Here is a 19,745-nt window from a genome sequence, read left to right as displayed (position 1 = left end):
TTTTTAGAAAGTTCTTTCTCTTATTTTATCATAATACCTTAGGGAACGCCCATAGAATGGATTATAGCAAGGAGAATCGGATTGGATCTATGAATAGAAGGAGCGGACAAGCGTAATTTGCAGACGATTGTTCAAGAGAGGGGATAAATTCATGAGTACTTTCTTATCAAAAGCCATTTTGGATTTCTGTATTGCCTTCGGCATTGTGCTCGGAGGTGCGATGGTTGGAGGGATAGGGGCCGTTATTTCCTTACAGCCACCTACTCAAACGATGCTTGATATCGCAGACAGAATTAAGATTTGGGCGCTCGCAGCTGCTGTAGGCGGAACCATTGATCCCATGCGTGTCATAGAAAGCAACTTCTTTGGTGGCAACTTATCGCCCGCGATCAAACAAATTCTTTTTCTCGTGTTTGCCTTTTTAGGTGCTCATGCGGGCAGTGAATTAGTCAAATGGGTATGCGCTGGTAGGAAATAATCATGCGAATCCCTTCAAACAGTCGTATCCTCGCCTTCTCAAAGACCACTTCGCTTATTGTACTAGGCATGGTTTTGGGCAGCATTCTATATAATGCTATATTTCATGCTAGCTACAACCAACTGTGGCTAGACAACCAAGATCTAAAAATCCAAAAGAAGCAATTCGAAGATGATATCAAAACGCTTAAGAAATATAGTAATCAGCAAACCGTCATTAAAGAGATAAAAATACGTGCTGAACAACAAGATCCTCCACTCGACTCCATCATTGTGAAGGAAATTCTCGTTCGAGTTGGTGATGATATCGAAGTACTTCGAGGTCGAAGTGTGTACGAAATTGATACTGATAGTAAAATTGCTAGAACGCTACTAGACCGAAAAATTTATACAGTCCGAGAGAAAAATTATGCTATCCAGATCAAAACGATGCTTGTCGCCGAAAGTGTGTTGCAAATTTGGATATCCATCGCGAATCCTCCTGTGCGTTAACAACGCATTCATGATACAATACAAGCAAATTTGTCATTTGCTTAAGGAGTGAAGCGTGGTCATGATTACTGTTATTAAATACGTTCTGTTTATACTATTGGTTGTAACCTGTATTACCTCTGCCTACTACAGCATACGTTCACACCGTTCTTCCGATCCAACCGATAGAGGACTATATGGTGCTACTACCAATATATTAATGGGCATCATGCTCATGTTAATGTCCGTTGTGTTCATGTTCATCTTCCGCGGATCTACCCTATCTATTGTTGTAGAAGCGTTATTCTTAGTCCTAGGTGCATTCAATATGTTCGCCGGACTACGTAATCGTAAATATTTTGTCTACCAACGAAGTCAGATTATGATGAATAACAATAAGTAACAACAACTATCAAATTTCCTTTACCCATGTTCAATAGACTGTAAGGTCATAACCGCTTTGGCGACTAACGTGTCCTCGTGAGTCATTTCAATCTCTATTTTACAAGTTCTGCGACTCATTTCTAGCAACTTTGGCATAATCACAATCTGGTCTTCAATCTGGACAGGTCGTAAGAAATAGGTAGACATGTTATCCAACACATAATCATTTCCCGAAATATCTTTCGTAGATTTAAAAGCAGCTTGCGTCATTACTGTGGCTAATACCCCCTCAGAAATTGTACCTAAATCAGTCGCCATTTGAGGGGTAATAAAACCATGGAAAAATAACCGACCTTCTTGGTCACGCTCCTCAGCAATTCCATTCCATATCAAATGATCGAACGTCTCTCCAAGCCGTGGCTGGTGTTGTGCATCTCTCATGGCTTGAAGTACTTCTTTACGATTAACTGTAGCGATAAGTTTGCGATTACGATCCACAATAGGTAAGAAATCGATTCCCTCCCACATCATGTGTTGTGCCGCAGATGCAAGGGATGTCTGTAAGCTCGTTGTTATCGGATTACGAATAAGCACTTTCTCGATACTCTGATCGTCAGATAGACACACCGTATCTTTTATATTAACAATACCTATCACCCGATTCCATTCATCCGTGACAGCATACCTTGGTTCTCCAGTTTGCTCCGCAAGTTCTCTACATTCCTGTGCAGTACTCGTTATCTTCAGAGCGTAAAGCTTCGGTTTCATTGCGACAATATCTTCAACAATCATGATCTTCTTCTTAATTAATCGATCAAAAATCGCCCGATTGATCATCGAAGCAACTGTAAATGTATCATGACGTGAAGAAAAAATAGGTAAATTGAGTTCATCTGCTAGATTCTTAACCTCTCTGCTGATACCAAATCCACCAGTTATAAGTACCCCTGCACCATGTTCTAGCGCCAAAGAATGAGCATCATCCCGATTACCCACAATGAGTAAACTCCCTGCATCGATATACCTCGCCATCGCATCAATTTTCATCGCACCAATGACATACTTGTGAAGGTTCTTCTGAAGCCCTTCGGCTCCACCCAATACGTGACCCTCCACGATATCTACGACATCAGAAAACGTTAACTGATCTGATATATTACGTGGTTTCTTCTCTACTCGAATGGTACCCATTCTTTCCTTCGTGATCACAATTCCTAAATTCTCAGCTTCCTTTACTGCACGATAGGCTGTTCCCTCGCTAACTCCCATTTCCTTTGCTAACTTACGTACGGATATCTTCGTACCTACTTTTAATCCCTCTATATATTGGAGCAAATATTCGTGTTTCGTGACTGTGTCATCTCTATTCTCCAACTGTTACACCCCCATACTCAAATCTGTACTATACTGTACCTATTATATCACGGAATTTCTTTAATATACTACATTTAAAGTACCCTATTACCACGTCTGAGAGGGTTCAGGAGCCGCTTCTATCAAACAAAAAAAGCCTTAAGATTCATATGAAGAACCTTAAGACTTTTTAGTGAAATACGAGAGTAATACTACGAACAAAACCAAACCAACCTACAGGCCCGCGCTTCTTTCCGACTCTTCTGACAATTTCAATTGCCACTGCTCAAGCTTATGTTGTCTCACACGCTCAAGTGTCTTCTTCTTCTCTTCATCCACGCCCAGAATAACATGCCAATGGGCGGCGATGACAAGAAACGAGAATGCAACCCATACTACGCTGAACAATGTTATCCAGCCATTCCCACTTTTGAAAGAAATACTAGGTATCGCATAAATTAACATCGCTAATGCAAGTAACATGAACATGAAATGCTTGAATTTCGTTCTCTTTCTCATCCTTATAAGCAACTCCTTCATTTCGAATCTATATTTCTAGTCTATGAAGATAGCGGATGAAATATGAGAACAAAATACGAGAGTTGCAAAAAGAAACGGATACACCGTCCCTTAAGGGCGGATATCCGTCTCTTTGGAAATACAAGAAAACAAATTACATATTGGAACCACCATATAAATGCTGAAGACTCTCAGAGATTATTTTATTAACATCTTCAATGATGATACTTAATCTACGTTCCGCGTCGAACAAACGACGGATATTCAAATTTAAGCTGAGAACTTCAAACAGCTTTTCCATCTTCTCCATCTCTTCAGGTGATGGCATATCTCCTGTCATCATTTGTTGCTGAAGATCCATTTGACGCTGACGGAAGTCCTCTAACATTTCTTTCCCCTCAGGGTCCTTCTCAATAAGGCTCATAGCCTCATTGATCTCTTGTACTTCTTCACTTTCTTTGAGGGCTTTCGCTAATTCGTGTGTCTTGTCATAAATGTTCATAATTGTTTCCTCCTTTAAAATTACTCTCCAATTCTGATAAATGGTCAATCACCAAGGGATATATGTCCTCATATGATGAATTACATGCAATATGCACAGTCCAAATATGACTCAAGACATCAAGTTGTTGTTGGAAGGAGATCCACGATGTCCACAAAAAAGATATCGGTCCAACTATTCAAACCGGGCATTGTGCAGGCGAACGCAATCATGTTAGGTGAGAAGCTCGTTAAACTGTGGAAAATACCCACAGATCGCCCTCTTCAGTTGACGTTTGGTTCCTTCAAACAGGATATCAACGTCATCCCGGTACCCAAGTATAGCGGCCTACGAATCAGTGCAGCGTTATCAAAGCAGATGGGACTGTCCTCTCGTCCTGAATTAAAAATCCATTATCATGCTGGAAGCCGGACACTTCGATTAGGACCTCTGATTGGTATCATGATCAGCCGTGATCATCCTAACATGCCTGACAATCCGTTTGGTTCCATCTCAATGTTCTGTCGTGAACTTGTCAATGCCTGCCAAAAGCAAGGGGCACATGTTTACTTTTTCACCCCAGACCATATCACATCTAGCACCAGCTCAATTCAAGGCTGGATCTATGATGGAGGCTGGCGTATGACTCAAATGCCAATCGCAGATGTCATTAATAATCGTTTGACATCGCGAAAAATGGAGAATAATCCAAGCGTACAGCATTTTATGAAGGAAGTAAAATCCTTGCACGGTAGTCATATTTTCAATGAAAAGTTTCTCGACAAAACCGAAGTGTTCGATGCATTAAAAAAAGAGACAAATCTCCATCGTTACATGCCTGAGTCTCACTTATTGAATGGCTATGCCATTCTAAAAAAGATGTGTACGACGCATTCTGTTGTATTCCTTAAACCCATCAGAGGCAGTCTTGGTAAAGGGATCATTCGCATCACTAAGCAACCCGATGGTACCTTCCATACGTTATCCACCATCATGGGTGGAACACAAAAGAAAATATATGCTACTCTTCCCAAGTTATTCACAAGTATTTCAGGGAAAATGAAAAGCACACGTTATCAAATTCAACAAGGTTTGACGCTTATTGATCATGGTAAACACCCTGTTGATTTCCGTTCATTAGTTCAAAAAAATGGTACCGGAAACTGGAGCGTGACATCCATTGTGGCACGTATTGCTGGTGGGAGTCACTTCGTATCTAACTTAGCTCGTGGTGGTAGCCTTAGCACGGTGAAGGATGCTGTCCTTAAAAGTAATATGCCTGTAGCTGCCAAGAATACAGCTTATATCAATCTCAAATTGGCATCCATGCAAATCGCAAAAGGTCTCGATAATGCCATTCCTGCCCACTTCGGCGAGTTGGGGATAGATCTAGCTATGGATAACACCGGACGGATCTGGCTACTCGAAGTCAACTCTAAGCCGTCCAAGAATGACAATACACCACTTAATGAGCAAAAGATAAGACCATCTGTCAGACAAATTGTTCAATATAGTTCCTTTTTGTCTGGCTTTTAAGGGGCGGTTCACCATGACTCCTCATCCAATCGGCTCCCTAGGTATTCTGTGCAGTACCAGACGAGGAAGTCCTCCGTTCTCGGAGCAACATTACTGCCGTACCTTAAGTCAAGCGAGTTCCAAATACGGAATTTCTGTCGTAGTCCTATGTCCTCAGACCATTCAACGTGATTCTCAAGTCGTACACGGCTATATCCTCAAAAAGGATGGTTGGAAGGAAACGATCGTTCCCATGCCTGATATTATCTACGATCGCTGTTTTGATCTAAAAGGAAGAGAACGTAGAGCTGCATCTAAGCTACTTACTTCTTCTAAAGAACAGACACCCTGGATGATATGGGCAAGAGGACTACCAGGGAAATGGAACGTATATAACAAACTAAAAGATGAGCCTGCACTTAAACCCTATCTTCCACCTACTTCATCCTATTCAGGACCTGAATCTCTAGCCCAGAGCTTATTCACTTTTCAAAAGCAGGTATTTCTTAAACCCCAAGCAGGTTCACAGGGGAAATCAACACTTCATATACAAATGCTAAATGGTCCTTACCCTTTAATAATTAACGGTCGCGATCATCACAACAACCCAATCAGCCAACGGTTTGACAAACATTCCAAAGGTCTAGCATGGATTCATCAATTTATTCATCATCGTCCATTTATCATCCAACCTTATTTACATTTATACAACAAACAAGAGCATCCCTATGATATACGTGTTCTCATGCAAAAGAACGGTGAGGGACACTGGATGCTCACAGGGATGGCAGTACGAAAAGGCAATATTGGAGGAACCACCTCAAATTTGCACGGCGGAGGAACAGCAACTTCGGTCCTACCATTCTTGACTTGGGAATTCGGAGCTACCCCAGCTGAACATATGATGGCTGTTCTTCATAACCTGTCGAAGGATATTCCTTCGATACTAGAGAGCCATTTCGGTCGGCTGGGTGAACTTGGAATCGATTATGGTATCGATACGAATGGACATATTTGGCTGCTTGAAGTGAACTCCAAACCGGGACGCAGCTCATTTAATCATATCGAGGACCCGACAAGCGCAGTTCTCGCAGCAGAGAATCCACTCCGCTACGCTCGTTATTTATTGCTTCGACAACCTAGGAGGGTATATTCATGAGTTTGACTTTTTGCAATGTTCATTTCTCGCAACAACCTGAGAAAGTCGCCTATATTTCCAATACACTAATGAAAAATCTCAAACTATCCGGCAAAAAAAACATACACCTTCGCTTTGGGAATGATGTCGTTCCAGCAAGCATTAAATCAATCAAAAAAGCGGGGAGCCACCTCTATTTAAGTTCTGGAATCCGAAATACCATTCACGTTCCCCAAGCCGGAGGGGTTTACCTCCGCAATCTCCAAGAGAATGAATTTCAAATTGGACCGCTGATTGGTATCCTATCTGATGGACCGACCAACTCTACCACACAACCTTTCAGTTCGAGAACAGGCTTTATTAAGCAACTCCTTAAAGAAGGTAATAAGAAAGCTTACATCTTTGCATTTTCACCCAAGGATATCAATTGGCAGCAAGAAACCGTTCGAGGACATTTTCTTGCTGATAATGGTACTTTTACGCGTAAAACGGTTCCACTACCGGATGTAGTATACAACAGACTTCCGAGTCGTAAAGAAGAGACTTCCCCTGCCATGAACCAGTTACGAGAACGCTTTGGCCGTAGAAAAATCCCTTTCTTTAACTGGAGTTTTTTCAACAAATCAGATATCTATAAGCTTATTGAGAATGATAACAGTGTCAATCGTTACGTACCTGAATCTCATATGAATCCAACTACAGAGGTCCTAAACGACATGCTCGAGCGGCATCAATTTGTTTATTACAAGCCCTCGAGTGGTAGTCTAGGAAAAGGGATTTATCGAATGACTTATTTACCTAAGCGTGGCTATTTCGCACGTTATCGCAAGAACACAGAGAACGTTCTGCTTCGCTTTAATAATTTCAAGAGCCTCATGCGTATGTTGAATACAAAACATGGTCGAACACTACATGGTTATGTCATTCAGCAAGGAATCCGTTTGATTGAAATTGACAATTGTCCTATCGATTTCCGCTTTCATATGCATAAAAACGGTAGTAATCAATGGGTTGTCGTCGGCATTGGGGCCAAAAAGGCGGGACGTGGTAGTGTCACCACACACTTAAAGAATGGTGGTTCTCTCATGACCCCGGAACAAGCACTGAGTCGTAGCTTTGGTGCGCGTTCCGATGAAGTGCTTAAGCAAGCCAAACATGTTGCTATTTCTCTTGCTGAAGCTATTGAATTCCATCACCCCCATTTACTCGGTGAGATCGGGTTCGATCTAGGTATTGATCAAGATGAGAAAATTTGGATGTTTGAAGCCAATGCCAAACCTGGAAGGACGATATTCAACCACCCTTCCCTGAAGAATGAAGGAAAAGCCTCGGTAGAACATATTCTGGAACATTGCTTATATCTAAGCAAGTTCCGTAGGAGGATAAACCAGTGAACGGCCGAGGTTTTGAGGAAATAAAACCGGTCGTTGCCATATTGACCATGGATTCCACAAATGGTTTTCGAGGCAATCGTGATAATTTTGTGGATATTGTCCGAACAGGGAAAGATATGGGCTTCCTTGTTTATGTGGTCACTATTCGTGATTTAAAGTTTACTTCCCCCACCGTCAAAGGTTATACACTAAATAGCAGTAACGACGGATGGGAAACACACCAATTCCCACTACCTCAAGTCATCTACAATCGAATTCCTCTACGTGAAGATGAGGAAAAACCTTGGGTTCATCGTAAAATATTGACCTGTTTACAGCACCCAGACATCCAGTTCTATAATCCTTATTTTTTCAATAAATGGCATCTATTCGAATGGCTCAAGGTTTCAAAATCCACGGATTATCTGATTCCTCAAACGAAACGTATGGATGGAGTTATCTCACTCGCAAGACTTCTTGATAAGCATCCCTATCTTTATTTGAAACCAGAAAGCGGAAAAGCGGGCAAAGGCATCATGATGTTGAAGTACAAAAAAAATAAAATCATCCCCTATAGACTAAAGATTCAAAATGATAGATCAAGTATCACATATAAATCCACGAGTCTGAGAAGGCTCTGGGTTCGTATCAATAAGGAAACAGGTCATTCTCCCTATATTATTCAACAAGGAATTGCGCTCGCAACGGTGGATCATCGTCCTTTCGATCTACGCATTCTAGTTCAAAAAACCGCAAAAGGGCATTGGGGAGTCACTGGCGTAGGGGCTCGAATGGCTGGTTTAAAGAGCATAACAACACATGTACCACGCGGAGGAACGATTGAAAGCCCATCTAAACTCCTCTCAACACTCTTTGGAGCTGATATGTCCTCAAGCATGATGAGTCGAATTAGAACCACCGCCTTAATTATTGCTCGTCAGATTGAAAAAGGCTCTGGGTTCACGTTAGGTGAAATGTCCATGGATCTCGGCATTGACGCTTTAGGTAAACTGTGGTTTTTTGAAGCTAATGCACGACCAATGAAGTTCGATGAGCCTCATATTCGAAGAAAATCGTTAGAGCGAATATTTGAGTATAGCCAATATCTAGCTCGTAAGAACAACCAATATAATTAAGGGGGTGAGTATAAAGGATGCAAATTACATCCTTAAGTACAGTGTCCAAACGCGAATGGCAGAAACTACATGATCAAAGTGTTCTTTTTGTTAAGAAATATAGTGGGAAACGGATAACAACGGAGGGCTTTCGTCACTTTGCCGAATTAACTTATGAAGATTTGTTACGATCAGATGTATCTTTTCTAATAGCAACGGTTCGAGGGGATCTCGGACCTACGCTCGCTGGTGTGAGTTTCATTTCTGGGTATGGTGAACAATCTTGCTTAATCGTCGTGCATCCTTTATACCGAGGACGACATATTGGGACTTCCCTCATGTCATCCCAACTCACCAATTTAAGAGAACTAAGCTGTAATGTTGCGTTAGACAATGTTCATAGTCTTCAAATGTGCTTTAATGTTGGACTTACAGCCGGTTCACTCCATATTGGACCAACCGGCAAGCCGAGTCTTAAGTTACACGGAGAAATTCGAAATCACTACACCTCAACAACTTTCACTCAAGAAGAAGGTGAATCGATATGCCACGTCCCGTCTTAGGGATCTTGACGCTATACCTCAATGAGCAAAAACAACTCGAAGAACGAATCATTTACCAACACATGATCTCCGAAGGAAGAAAGCTTGGACTTGATATCTTTGTCTTTACACCCATGGATGTTATCACCTCGAAGAAGAAAATCATGGCTATGGAATTTGATCCAATACAACGCAAATGGAGTCGAAGACTTCGGGATTTCCCCAATATGATCTTTGACCGCTGCCGTATACAAAAAGGTTACCGATTTAAACAGCTTCTAAATTTCCGAAAAAACTATGGACATCACGTATTTCTTAATCGTCCACTCCGTAATAAATGGATTATTCATGAAGTTCTCTCCAAAAAAGAAAACTTCCGTCCACACTTACCTCTGACGAAGTTAGTTACCCGTATTTCAGATGTTGAACAAATGTTAAAAACGACATCTGTCGTATACCTCAAGCCTGTTAATGGAACTGGGGGGCGTGGCATTCTTCGGATCGAGAAATTAAAGAATCAGAATCAATATTATATTCAAGGGCGCAATCAACAACGTAAAATCATCACACCACATAAAATACACGCTGCCCGTCTTGGATCTATTCTGCAGACTTGGGATATGAAAGACAGTTATATCGCCCAAGAAGGGATTCCCGTTCAATTACCTAATGGACGTGTACATGACTATCGCATGCTAGTACAGAAAAACCGAGAAGGTCAGTGGGAGTTGACCGGAATGGTCGGAAGAGTAGGCGCATCTCGGAGTATCACGTCTAATCTGCACGGAGGCGGTCAGGCCATAACGATGGATATCCTGTTATCTCAATGGATTAAAGACCGAGAAGTACAAGAGCAAGTGAAAAAGAAATCAGAAATTCTTGGACTAGAGACGGCTAAGTATCTGGAACAAACCTATGGTGCATTGTGTGAACTTGCCCTTGATTTAGCTATCAATAAGAAGGGTGAAGTCTTCCTTCTGGAAGTTAACCCCAAACCCGCTAGAGAAGTATTCGCAAGAAGTGGGCAAAAAGATATCTATCATCAATCGATCATCAAACCTTTAGAATATGCCCTGTGGTTATACAAACAAAAACAGGTTCTTATCAAAGCAGAAGAAACAGAAGAATTATCCTAAAAAAGAAGGACCCGGAAAAAAATCCGAGTCCTTCTTTTACTATTCTCAAATCTCCTACATTACTCTTCCTTCGTAATCTGTTCTAGAAACGTTATCAAGTCCGGATTCGGTTCTGGTTCTTTCAACTTCAAGCTTCTCATAGCTTCTACAACAATACTTAGAACTGCATAATCACGATACCAACGATGATCTGAAGGAACGACATGCCACGGGGAAACACTACTACATTTCTCCATCATTTCTTCATAATGTTTGCGATATTGTTTCCACGATTTCCGTTCCTCTAGATCACTAGGATCGAACTTCCAGTTCTTACTTGGATCTTCAATGCGACTCTTTAACTTCTCCAACTGAAATTCCTTCGATATGTGCAAGAAAATTTTGACGACCAACGTAGAATTATCGTTCAAAAGCTCCTCAAAATGATTGATATGCTTAAATCTTCTCTTTGCTACTTTGTCCGATATTAGTTCGTGTACCCTAGTGATTAGGACATCCTCATAATAAGACCGGTTAAACGTTGTGATATGACCAAGCGCAGGTGTTCTTGTATGAGCTCTCCACAAAAAATCATGCTGGCTCTCTTCTTCAGTCGGCGTTTTGAAACTATAAGAGGATATCCCTTGTGGATTAAGTCCCGAAAAGACGTGCTTGATAACCCCATCCTTTCCACTACAATCCATACCTTGGAATACAAACAAAACAGCCTGTTTCTTACCCGCTACGAGCATCTCCTGTAACTCTTGTAATTCTTCTTTCAATTTCAAAGTTTCCTCTAAGATTTCCTCTTTACTCAGAATCCCACCCGTATCACTAGGATCAATCGCGGTAAGATCCACTTTCTTCTTTACAGGTAGTGCAAATGGTTTGGGCATCCTTTTCATCCTCCATAAATAGCAAATTTGGACACTTTGATTGTGAACCCATTAATAGCGTCACTATATTGAATTAATGCAGCATGCTATATGACTATCATGTATTCTAATCATAGATTATTTGCCTATTATTAACAAACGTTATAAATCTCCCCTCCACATTAAAAAAGCCTACTCATCAGTGAGTAGACCTATTACGTTTCGAACGCTCTAAATATCTTTGATAGAGCCATATGGAACCCGTTAGCCAACAGGCACTCATCAAGTATCCACCGAGGATGTCACTTGGATAATGAACACCTAAATAAATCCGACTTATACCAATCAATGCAATGAATAGGGAACTTAGAATAATGATCGTAACCCGTCCAACTGCGGTTGGGACATGTTTCCACACTAAAAAGGCAAGTACGCCATACAACGTGAATGCAGCCATAGAGTGCCCACTAGGAAAACTATAACCATGAGCTTCCGCGATGCGGTTAATGTCTGGTCGAGCACGTTTAAATATTAACTTCAGTAACGTATTCAACAGCGCAGAACCAATCACTACACACACTAGAAAAATGAGTTCTCTACGGTGACCCAAGAATATGTAAAGTATAATCATAACCACGATCGTAATAATGGCTATGGGGATCCCATTACCAATCATCGTGAAAAATTTCATGATTGTAGTCAATGGAGGCGTCTCAATCCCTTGGACCACTGAAATAATAGTATGATCAAAATTCTGAATTTTAGCGTTCCCAACAAATACAGCAATTAGGCCAAATCCGATAGCACATATAACGGAAATCACAAGAGTCATTGAAAATTCAAGCTTCCTATTATTCATAAGTCATGTCTACCCTTCATGTTTTTATTATCTTAACATACATATAACTTCAAAGAAGCTACATTATGGACTTACAACAAAGTAAATAGTACTATTCAAACATAGGTTTAAACAGGAGGAGTTCGGTCTATGGAACATTTAACAACCTCGCGTATGGAGGAAGTATTACAAGAACACCATCAGTACTTTTTCAGTGGTCGAACATATGACCTTCAATTTCGGATGCAACAATTAACGAAGTTAAAAGAGACCATAAAACGCAATGAACAACAGATTATGTCAGCCCTATATCAAGATTTAGGGAAGAGTGAATTTGAATCTTATGCTACGGAAATTGGTCTAACGTTAGATAATATCGGATATATGATGAAACATTTGAAACAATGGATGAAGCCACGTAAGGTAAAAACGCCCATTCATCAATATCCGTCCAAAAGTTTTATTCTAAAAGAGCCATATGGAACTGTATTAATTGTAGGTCCCTTTAACTATCCTTTCCAATTAGTCATTGAACCACTCGTCGGTGCCATCGCTGCTGGTAACTGCGCTGTACTCAAACCTTCTGAGAATACACCTACCGTATCAGCTATCATTACTACTATCATAAAGGAAACATTCGACGAATCCTACATTCGAGTGATTGAAGGTGAGAAGGAAATCACGTCAACTTTGATCCATGCTCCCTTTGATTATATCTTTTTTACGGGAAGCGTACCTGTAGGGAAAATAGTGATGGAGGCTGCAGCCAAAAATCTCGTTCCTGTCACGCTTGAATTAGGAGGAAAAAGCCCTGTTATCGTCGATCGAACAGCCAATATCAAGTTAGCGGCTAAACGTATTATTTGGGGGAAATTATTAAATACAGGACAGACATGTATAGCTCCTGATTATGTCATCGCTCATGCAGAGATTAAACAAGAACTGATTGAGACCATGAAAGCTGTCATAACAGACTTTTACGGAACAGATGCCAAAGAAAGTAAAGACTATGGGCGAATCGTCAATGAACGGCAATTTGATCGACTCTCTGCTATTTTGGAAAAGGATCGTGCTCAAGTTCTATATGGTGGTCGTGCAGTCAAGGAGGACCTGTATATAGAGCCTACCCTATTAGCTGTTGAATCACTAGCTGATGCTTCAATGCAAGAAGAGATTTTCGGACCGATTCTACCCATCATGTCGTACCATGAGCTTGAAGAAGCCATTCAGATCATTCATAGTCGTCCGAAACCATTGGCTGTATATTTATTTACAGAGAATAAGGACATTGAGAATGAAGTGCTGAGACGTGTTTCCTTTGGAGGCGGATGTATTAATGATACAATCTCACATGCTGCCAGTGTCCATCTCCCATTCGGAGGCGTAGGGAATTCAGGTATAGGTGCATATCATGGGAAAAGTAGCTTTGAACTCTTCTCTCACAACAAAAGTATTATTAAGAAGAGTACAAAGTTAAGTATTAACGTTGTATTCCCTCCTTATGGGGACAAAATAAAATTACTCAAGAAATTATTGAAATAACGATAATATAAAAAGGACTTTACCTTTAGGAAAACCTAAGGGTAAAGTCCTTCTTTTATCCATTCCTATACTGCCTATCTAAAACACCTTCTGCTCCTGCCGATCATCCTTGATCATCTCGACGGCTTCTTTGAAGCGTAAAGCGTGAACAATCTCACGTTCACGTAGGAACTTCAAACTATCTTGTAAATCCACATCATCCGTCATATCAATCAGCCACTGGTATGTAGCCCGTGCTTTCTCCTCGGCAGCAATGTCCTCATAAAGATCCGCTAACGGGTCACCTATTATACTACTAGGTATATAAATGTTATGGGTTGAACCGGACGGAACTCGCTGATACTTTGTACAGTTTTAAAAGCTTAGTGGCTGTAAGTATCGGCATTTCGTCCGCATTGATTTCATATTCTATTAAAGTTTTTTCCGGAACATTAACATAGGCAGCAACTTCCTGAATTGTATATCCGCAATCAGTACGCACTTCACCAATTCTTTTGATCATTTATTCATCTCCTGTATTCTTATGATGTTAAAAAAGATATAATTGAACAAATTACCAAGAAAGGAGAAAATGATTTGGCATTCTCCCAAGGGAGATGTCTATTGGAGTTCCATCTCAAAAAAAACCATATGACTCAGCAAGATTTAGCCAACAAAACAGGTTACACAAGACATGCGATTTCTCATTATGTAAATAATAGATCTTTTATGTCTCCAGCAGTCATGAGAACCATCTCTAAATTTGTGCGTTGTCGTATGGAAGATTTGTATGAATGGGATTGGAGCGACCATTAGGCCTCCCCCTTGGAGTTGTATACTGATAGTATACAACATCATTAAAATATTGGAGCGCCATATCCCTTACAGGGTTCAGACTCAAATGAAGGGATATGGAAAATTATACTCCTTATAAGCTTAATCGCATGTCAGATTATGTCGACTGAATGAATGGTAATATATTACTCAATGTTATCCGCTCTCAAAATGTCGATAAAAAGAATCTTTAATAAACCATTATCCCTAGTCTGTATATGTACTCTCTGTGTTGCTGGTTCCAGCTCGGTAACTATACCTTCAATTAAATCGTTATTACGCCACACGACAAACCTTAGACGCTTAGAACTCTCTTTAGCTTCGCCTATTTTCTCTGCCAACTCTTCTAACTCAAAATCGTCACGTTTCGGACGACTTACTGTACTTTTCTTACCTGATGGTTTAGGAACTGCATTCATGTAAACGCCTCCTCTATGTAGTTTACAGAGCATACCAAACATACGTTCTTATGACAATGAAAATAAATACATTTGATAAATTAATATCTGTCGGCATATAATACGAATACACGTTCTTATTATACGATTTGGAGGAATCAAAATGTCTTTACCTAAAATGATTGTTGATGATGATATAGAGCTAATAAAGTCTTACATCGTTCTTCCGCTTATCCTGACGACTTTCGAAAGAGATATGCGTATTATAAAAGACTTTGACATATTGAAGACTCCTGACCCTTACCTAGAAGTTATTGAGCAAGCTATGGATGCAGTAACCAAAGACTTGACGGTAGTTAGAAAGAGTTTTAAAGATAGAGGGATAAAAGTTTACGATGAACACCAAATGACCAACGGTGTGCATGCAGAGTACATGTGTCGAGGGTATCATGGTAAGATGCATCTACAATGGGGATTAATTAAAGCAGAGGTATATGTACTAATGAGGAAATACTTAGGGCTTGATGTGAGTAAATATAAAGATAATGGTGATATGAGGAGTAATTTCGGTGAAAAATGACCGCTTAGATGCTTTTGTCTCTTTTGATTTGCTCAGGAAAAATTTCCTTACCTATATTAAAAAAATAATACCCCACCAAAAATGGTAGGGTACGGATCAATGTGAAATATTACTCTTCATTAGAATATTCATCAACGTTAAAGGTTAAGATTTTATCGAAGATTACGTATTCAGTTCTCTTACTGAAAGGCCCCTTATTCCATGTTTTATTGAATGCATACTTAGCAAATCCGACTCCTGCATCCTTGCTATCGTACCAATCAATGAAGGCATTGACTTCATACATGGAAAGATCATATTCTTTCTCAAGTCCATTCGTCATGGTTATTGTGAGGATGGCGCGATCTGATTTATCTGGAGTTGATGGTTCTTTAGTAGGTGTGTCGTAGTCAACCAGTTCTCCGTCAGTATCGATTGCATCAAGACGATAGTCGTATGTAATATAAGTGGAACTTGGCTCTTCAGTCCAAATTTCTACATTATGTACATTAAGATCTAACCCAGTTTTTTCATAGGCTAAGCCTATATATGTAACTGAACTATTGGGAGAAAAATATTCAGTTTTTCCATCAATGCTTATTCCAACTTTTTTGGAGTACGTTGTAGATAAGGTAGTAATTATTCTTAGCTTTGTACCTTTAAACTTAAACTTAAGTTCCCCAGATTTAGTATGTTGTGTTCCCATATAGGTATCTGCATGGGCGTGCTCAGAACTGTCTGTCTTCTTGTCCCATCCATTCCCATAGATCAGAAAATCAGATCTATCATCATACCGTGTCCAGCCATTTTCAGGATCCTTTATTTGTTCGCCTATCGTAGCAGCAAATGCGCTCGTTTGAAACACAAAAAATGATACCACAAATATTAAAGCCAAAAACAACTTCATTACTCCACTCTTCCAACTCTTCACAAACATTCATCTCCTTAATATGTATACTCAAAGCGTACACTAAATATAGGCGAACAAACAGTCTTTGATTCGACAAAAATTTACAATATACTTGAGAGTTGAATAGGTGAAATGTGGTTTATTTAAGCTAAGTAAAGGTTTCCTTACCTTAATTAAAAAATACCCCACCGACCAGTTAAGGTAGTGGGGTATTTATACCGATGTTTTCGGATTGCATAACGATGCTTCCGTATATGTTACGACTAGTATAATATATTTGGGTGAATTTGTAAATGATTACTAGCCGTTGCTAGTAAAAAAAATTTCCTTACCAATAAAAAGGGCCTACCATGGGCTGCAGGGTCCACATTATGAAGAAGTATTAATTTAGATAAAGAACGCTTTGGAGATTATAACTAGCAAAATGAATAGTACTAATATTGCACCTATTCCTCCACCACCAAATCCACGCACACCGTAACCTCCATCAAATCCTCTGTCAAATCCTCTGTCAATTCCTCCAACAACTTCACTCATAGTAATTCCTCCTTTTAATTAGAATACACCTTACTATATGGGTAAATATAAAATTGAGATTGGGTTTAATGGCAAGTAAAAGATTCCTTACCCAAACAAAAAAAATACCCTGCCAGCATTCACGTCAGCAAGGTATCAAGCAGTCAAATATAACATGTGTCCCGAATAATAATAAACATGTACCCTTAACGCACTAAGGCCCCGCCAGGATTATCCTGCGGGGCCTTACCATATACATCATAAAATAAGAGGTACCTTTATAGTAGGTGATGAACCTTAAAGGGAGATTATGTTGAGGTTAGAAACAAATAAAAGCCCCTAATTAAATTGGATTTATAATTAAGAATTCTTTCAGATTGGTAAGGGCAAGATATATTTTGGGACTACGCCATAAGTAGTAGCCTTCATAAAAAAGAGGGAGTGAGATTAGATGACTAAAAACAATGACCGTAATCTAAATGTTGGTTCTGATCGCGACACGACCAATAAGGATGGCGTTGACACTGGTAAAGTTGTAGGAACCATGGGTGGTGGTGCTGTGGGCGCCGTCGTGGGTTCCGCTTTGGGCCCTGTTGGAACCGTCGTAGGTGGCATCGTAGGCGCAACGTTGGGAAATAAAGTAGGTAAAGCTACTGAAGATAACGACAACGACACACACCGAACAGAATAAACAGGCACTAGCAAAGATATAGTTTTCTTACCATGTTATTTTTCTGCCAAGTAAAATTATCCTTACCCAAACAAAAAAATACCCCACCGACCAATTAAGGTTAGTGGGGTATTTTACCAATATTTTCGGATTGCACGCTCGGTGCTTCCGATTAAGCAATAAAAAAGAAAAATCGCCCCAGTCTTGGAAGGACGGGCGATTTATTCTATGTATTCTATAATAAAGCGTGAGATTCCTGCTATTCTCCCTCAGTGGTTACCAGTTTAACAGACAACAACCCTGACATATTCTCACCGTTTTTAGAGCTGATGCTAAAAATCCAGTGCGTACCCGTTCCCACAAGTGTGCTTTGATCTTCGTGATCTAGGCTTCCACCGCGGAAGCTAGAGCTTTTGCTCTGGTTGGTAGGAATTGCAACACATATAACCTCGTACAAAGCACATCCTAATTTTGAAGATGCAGACGCATTTCCAAAGGAAAGGATGAATACGTATGCGAGATTTTTCGTGGAAGTATTTTGCGATGACTGGAGATGTCGATGCTTATTTGTTATTCAAAGAAGCAGGCGGATCTCCAGATCAGGTGTTGTTTTCAACAGAACCAGTGGTAGAAGAGATGGTTGATTATGAAAAGAACGAATGAGTGGTTGCTCCGTGAATGGTTGGGGGAAGAGGCAGTGATGGTAAGTTGCAATAAACGCTTCATTTAACACTCTCGTTATTCGTGTTCTTGTTATGTCCTTATCCAGTGTTTTAGGAGAGTAATCACGGTATTGAAGAACTAAGAACTTTTCTTGAAGATCAATAGCAAAGAAAGTGTGCAAGGAATGAATATCCTCCGGAGGATACACTTCCTTCTCATTATTAACAGAATCTGTTAGAGGTAAGTATTCCTTACTTATATTAGATGAGTCTAAAGTCATGCCATTTATTAACAAGGTTCAAGATTTTCTGAATTTGTCCAATATTCGTCACCGTTATCGGTTGCAACCCTTACATTTTGACCATTAATATCAGTAATTTTAACTGTTTGTCCAACTCGATGCCAAAACTAGAAAAACTCATATTCCCAAGCGCTTGGGAATTTGATTATCCGTTTTGCTTAGCTTGTCCAGATGCTTCACGCAATGTATCCGCCAATCTACCAATCTCCTGTTTATCTGCTGCTGACTTAGCTGCCCCCCATGCTGGCTTGAGATACTTATCAATGATTGCATTTGCATCTTTCTTATCCACGATTGGTGCCTCCTCTTTGGAATAATAATCTTGCAAATACTTGGTAGGCTCCACTACGCCAGATACAGTTTCCGTCCATCCAAAACTAGGACTAAACTTCTTTCTGACCTCATAATGCAAATGTGCCCCTGTACTCTTACCCGTATTACCTTGATTACCTATAACCTGACCCTTGACCACTTGCTGTCCTACTTTAACTGCTATTGCAGACAAATGCGCATACACATGCAAATAGCCTTTGTCATCTTTAATAGCTACCACATTGCCCATATTGCCGAATCCTGAGCCTGTTACACCCATCTTAGCGTGTAACACTTCACCAGCTACAAATGCTTTAAGTGCACCGTTAGATGGTGAAATCACGAGGTCTACACCTCTATGGAATCTCTTAACATGATCAACGGGATGCATACGCATACCAAATGGACTTGTTAGCCTATAAATTTCAAATGGATTCATGATTGATCGCCGCCCTTCTGTTTTAAAACTGCTATAATCTCTTTTATCTTATTTGGCAATGGCAGCCCAAGCCGCCCGTAATTCTCAGTAACTGATATAAGTTCATTCGCAAGATAAAAGTAAATGGACCCTATCATGATCACATCGGTTCCCATCAAGACATCTAGCCTGTGTGCTAATATAACCACAAGAATCATGAGCCCTTTTTTAGCTATCCCCCAAAATCCAACTTTACTGCTAAGCCCGTTACCTTCCTTAATTGATGCTGCCAGACCTGTGACATAATCGATCAAGATCGCAAGAAGGAAAAACGATATCAATTCTGACCATCCACCTAATAGATAAGTCCCTGCCGATCCTAAGAATGCTATACCCCACTTTAATGTCAAATCCAATCTATCCACGCTTATCATCTCCCTATTCAAT

25 protein-coding genes and 1 pseudogene are annotated in these 19,745 nt (G+C 40.2%); 14 read left to right on the top strand and 12 right to left on the bottom strand.

Features of this window, described 5'->3' with window-relative positions; genetic code table 11:
* The first annotated feature begins 151 nt into the window (after positions 1–151).
* From BW961_RS11455 to BW961_RS11445, 3 genes are all read left to right on the top strand, one after another.
* Positions 152–478 carry a YtrH family sporulation protein gene (locus BW961_RS11455; protein ID WP_068586991.1) on the top strand — a complete coding sequence of 109 codons (327 nt, stop codon included), beginning with the start codon at positions 152–154 and terminating at the stop codon, positions 476–478.
* A gap of 2 nt (positions 479–480) precedes the next feature.
* A complete protein-coding gene (locus BW961_RS11450; protein ID WP_068586989.1) occupies positions 481–969 on the top strand; it encodes a sporulation membrane protein YtrI in 489 nt (162 codons plus the stop codon).
* Between the two features lie 61 nt (positions 970–1,030).
* On the top strand, positions 1,031–1,351 hold the full coding sequence (locus BW961_RS11445) for a YtpI family protein (RefSeq protein ID WP_068586988.1): 321 nt from the start codon (positions 1,031–1,033) through the stop codon (positions 1,349–1,351).
* Positions 1,352–1,371: 20 nt separating this feature from the next.
* Here BW961_RS11445 and BW961_RS11440 read toward each other — a convergent pair whose 3' ends face one another.
* The 3 genes from BW961_RS11440 to BW961_RS11430 form a co-directional block, all read right to left on the bottom strand.
* Positions 1,372–2,706, bottom strand: coding sequence for a DRTGG domain-containing protein (locus tag BW961_RS11440; protein WP_068586987.1), 1,335 nt, complete (start codon positions 2,704–2,706; stop codon positions 1,372–1,374).
* A 213-nt stretch (positions 2,707–2,919) separates the two neighbouring features.
* Positions 2,920–3,204 (bottom strand): DUF2417 domain-containing protein, encoded by a 285-nt coding sequence (locus BW961_RS11435; RefSeq protein ID WP_068586986.1) that lies wholly within the window; start codon positions 3,202–3,204, stop codon positions 2,920–2,922.
* Positions 3,205–3,358: 154 nt separating this feature from the next.
* Complete coding sequence (locus BW961_RS11430) at positions 3,359–3,706, bottom strand: YlbF/YmcA family competence regulator (RefSeq protein ID WP_068586984.1); 348 nt, start codon at positions 3,704–3,706, stop codon at positions 3,359–3,361.
* Between the two features lie 147 nt (positions 3,707–3,853).
* On the opposite strand from BW961_RS11430, the gene BW961_RS11425 reads away from it, so the two are divergent.
* From BW961_RS11425 to BW961_RS11400, 6 genes are read left to right on the top strand one after another with little or no spacing between them, the layout of a single operon-like run.
* Complete coding sequence (locus BW961_RS11425) at positions 3,854–5,221, top strand: YheC/YheD family endospore coat-associated protein (protein ID WP_068586982.1); 1,368 nt, start codon at positions 3,854–3,856, stop codon at positions 5,219–5,221.
* Positions 5,222–5,234: 13 nt separating this feature from the next.
* The gene (locus BW961_RS11420) at positions 5,235–6,359 is read left to right on the top strand and encodes a YheC/YheD family endospore coat-associated protein (RefSeq protein WP_068586980.1); all 1,125 of its coding nucleotides are present in this window, start codon (positions 5,235–5,237) and stop codon (positions 6,357–6,359) included.
* A complete protein-coding gene (locus BW961_RS11415) occupies positions 6,356–7,732 on the top strand; it encodes a YheC/YheD family endospore coat-associated protein (RefSeq protein WP_068586978.1) in 1,377 nt (458 codons plus the stop codon). Before BW961_RS11420 ends, BW961_RS11415 begins: the two co-directional genes overlap by 4 nt.
* A 47-nt stretch (positions 7,733–7,779) precedes the next feature.
* Positions 7,780–8,847: a YheC/YheD family endospore coat-associated protein gene (locus BW961_RS11410; protein ID WP_068587344.1), complete on the top strand. Its 1,068-nt coding sequence runs from the start codon at positions 7,780–7,782 to the stop codon at positions 8,845–8,847.
* 17 nt (positions 8,848–8,864) lie between these two features.
* Complete coding sequence (locus tag BW961_RS11405; protein WP_068586976.1) at positions 8,865–9,389, top strand: GNAT family protein; 525 nt, start codon at positions 8,865–8,867, stop codon at positions 9,387–9,389.
* Entirely contained in the window at positions 9,371–10,504 is a 1,134-nt protein-coding gene (locus BW961_RS11400) for a YheC/YheD family endospore coat-associated protein (RefSeq protein WP_068586974.1), read from the top strand. The genes BW961_RS11405 and BW961_RS11400 overlap by 19 nt, the downstream gene beginning before the upstream one ends.
* 59 nt (positions 10,505–10,563) lie before the next feature.
* On the opposite strand, the gene BW961_RS11395 is transcribed toward BW961_RS11400, so the two are convergent.
* Both BW961_RS11395 and BW961_RS11390 read right to left on the bottom strand, forming a co-directional pair.
* Positions 10,564–11,379, bottom strand: a complete 816-nt coding sequence (locus tag BW961_RS11395) for a PPK2 family polyphosphate kinase (protein WP_068586972.1) — start codon at positions 11,377–11,379, stop codon at positions 10,564–10,566.
* A 178-nt stretch (positions 11,380–11,557) separates the two neighbouring features.
* Positions 11,558–12,190, bottom strand: coding sequence for a phosphatase PAP2 family protein (locus tag BW961_RS11390; RefSeq protein WP_244555935.1), 633 nt, complete (start codon positions 12,188–12,190; stop codon positions 11,558–11,560).
* Positions 12,191–12,346: 156 nt separating this feature from the next.
* On the opposite strand from BW961_RS11390, the gene BW961_RS11385 reads away from it, so the two are divergent.
* Positions 12,347–13,738, top strand: coding sequence for an aldehyde dehydrogenase (locus BW961_RS11385; RefSeq protein ID WP_068586968.1), 1,392 nt, complete (start codon positions 12,347–12,349; stop codon positions 13,736–13,738).
* Positions 13,739–13,816: 78 nt separating this feature from the next.
* Here BW961_RS11385 and BW961_RS11380 read toward each other — a convergent pair.
* A pseudogene (locus BW961_RS11380) lies at positions 13,817–14,023 on the bottom strand (manganese catalase family protein); the annotation flags it as partial.
* 25 nt (positions 14,024–14,048) lie between these two features.
* Entirely contained in the window at positions 14,049–14,240 is a 192-nt protein-coding gene (locus BW961_RS11375; RefSeq protein ID WP_068586965.1) for a helix-turn-helix domain-containing protein, read from the bottom strand.
* A gap of 74 nt (positions 14,241–14,314) precedes the next feature.
* On the opposite strand from BW961_RS11375, the gene BW961_RS11370 reads away from it, so the two are divergent.
* Positions 14,315–14,533, top strand: a complete 219-nt coding sequence (locus BW961_RS11370; RefSeq protein ID WP_068586963.1) for a helix-turn-helix transcriptional regulator — start codon at positions 14,315–14,317, stop codon at positions 14,531–14,533.
* 164 nt (positions 14,534–14,697) lie between these two features.
* Here BW961_RS11370 and BW961_RS11365 read toward each other — a convergent pair whose 3' ends face one another.
* Positions 14,698–14,970, bottom strand: a complete 273-nt coding sequence (locus tag BW961_RS11365; protein WP_068586961.1) for a YolD-like family protein — start codon at positions 14,968–14,970, stop codon at positions 14,698–14,700.
* Between the two features lie 142 nt (positions 14,971–15,112).
* On the opposite strand from BW961_RS11365, the gene BW961_RS11360 reads away from it, so the two are divergent.
* Positions 15,113–15,529: a YhjD family protein gene (locus tag BW961_RS11360; protein ID WP_068586959.1), complete on the top strand. Its 417-nt coding sequence runs from the start codon at positions 15,113–15,115 to the stop codon at positions 15,527–15,529.
* 109 nt (positions 15,530–15,638) lie between these two features.
* Here the strand turns inward: BW961_RS11360 and BW961_RS11355 are convergent, their stop codons facing one another.
* Positions 15,639–16,439, bottom strand: coding sequence for a hypothetical protein (locus BW961_RS11355; RefSeq protein ID WP_082867522.1), 801 nt, complete (start codon positions 16,437–16,439; stop codon positions 15,639–15,641).
* Positions 16,440–16,805: 366 nt separating this feature from the next.
* The gene (locus tag BW961_RS31725) at positions 16,806–16,955 is read right to left on the bottom strand and encodes a hypothetical protein (protein ID WP_169810307.1); all 150 of its coding nucleotides are present in this window, start codon (positions 16,953–16,955) and stop codon (positions 16,806–16,808) included.
* 430 nt (positions 16,956–17,385) lie between these two features.
* On the opposite strand from BW961_RS31725, the gene BW961_RS11350 reads away from it, so the two are divergent.
* Positions 17,386–17,625 carry a glycine zipper domain-containing protein gene (locus BW961_RS11350; RefSeq protein ID WP_068586954.1) on the top strand — a complete coding sequence of 80 codons (240 nt, stop codon included), beginning with the start codon at positions 17,386–17,388 and terminating at the stop codon, positions 17,623–17,625.
* Positions 17,626–18,117: 492 nt separating this feature from the next.
* Complete coding sequence (locus BW961_RS11345; protein ID WP_076576824.1) at positions 18,118–18,267, top strand: YqzL family protein; 150 nt, start codon at positions 18,118–18,120, stop codon at positions 18,265–18,267.
* A 446-nt stretch (positions 18,268–18,713) separates the two neighbouring features.
* On the opposite strand, the gene BW961_RS11340 is transcribed toward BW961_RS11345, so the two are convergent.
* Both BW961_RS11340 and BW961_RS11335 read right to left on the bottom strand, forming a co-directional pair.
* A complete protein-coding gene (locus BW961_RS11340; RefSeq protein WP_068586951.1) occupies positions 18,714–19,319 on the bottom strand; it encodes a M23 family metallopeptidase in 606 nt (201 codons plus the stop codon).
* Positions 19,316–19,723 (bottom strand): phage holin family protein, encoded by a 408-nt coding sequence (locus tag BW961_RS11335; RefSeq protein ID WP_394327623.1) that lies wholly within the window; start codon positions 19,721–19,723, stop codon positions 19,316–19,318. Before BW961_RS11335 ends, BW961_RS11340 begins: the two co-directional genes overlap by 4 nt.
* Positions 19,724–19,745 lie beyond the last annotated feature (22 nt).

The organism is Paenibacillus macquariensis (genome assembly GCF_900156375.1).
GTDB classification, from domain to species: domain Bacteria; phylum Bacillota; class Bacilli; order Paenibacillales; family Paenibacillaceae; genus Paenibacillus_AQ; species Paenibacillus_AQ macquariensis.
The sequence above is the reverse complement of the archived record's forward strand: the minus strand, read 5'-3'. Positions and strand labels throughout refer to the sequence as shown.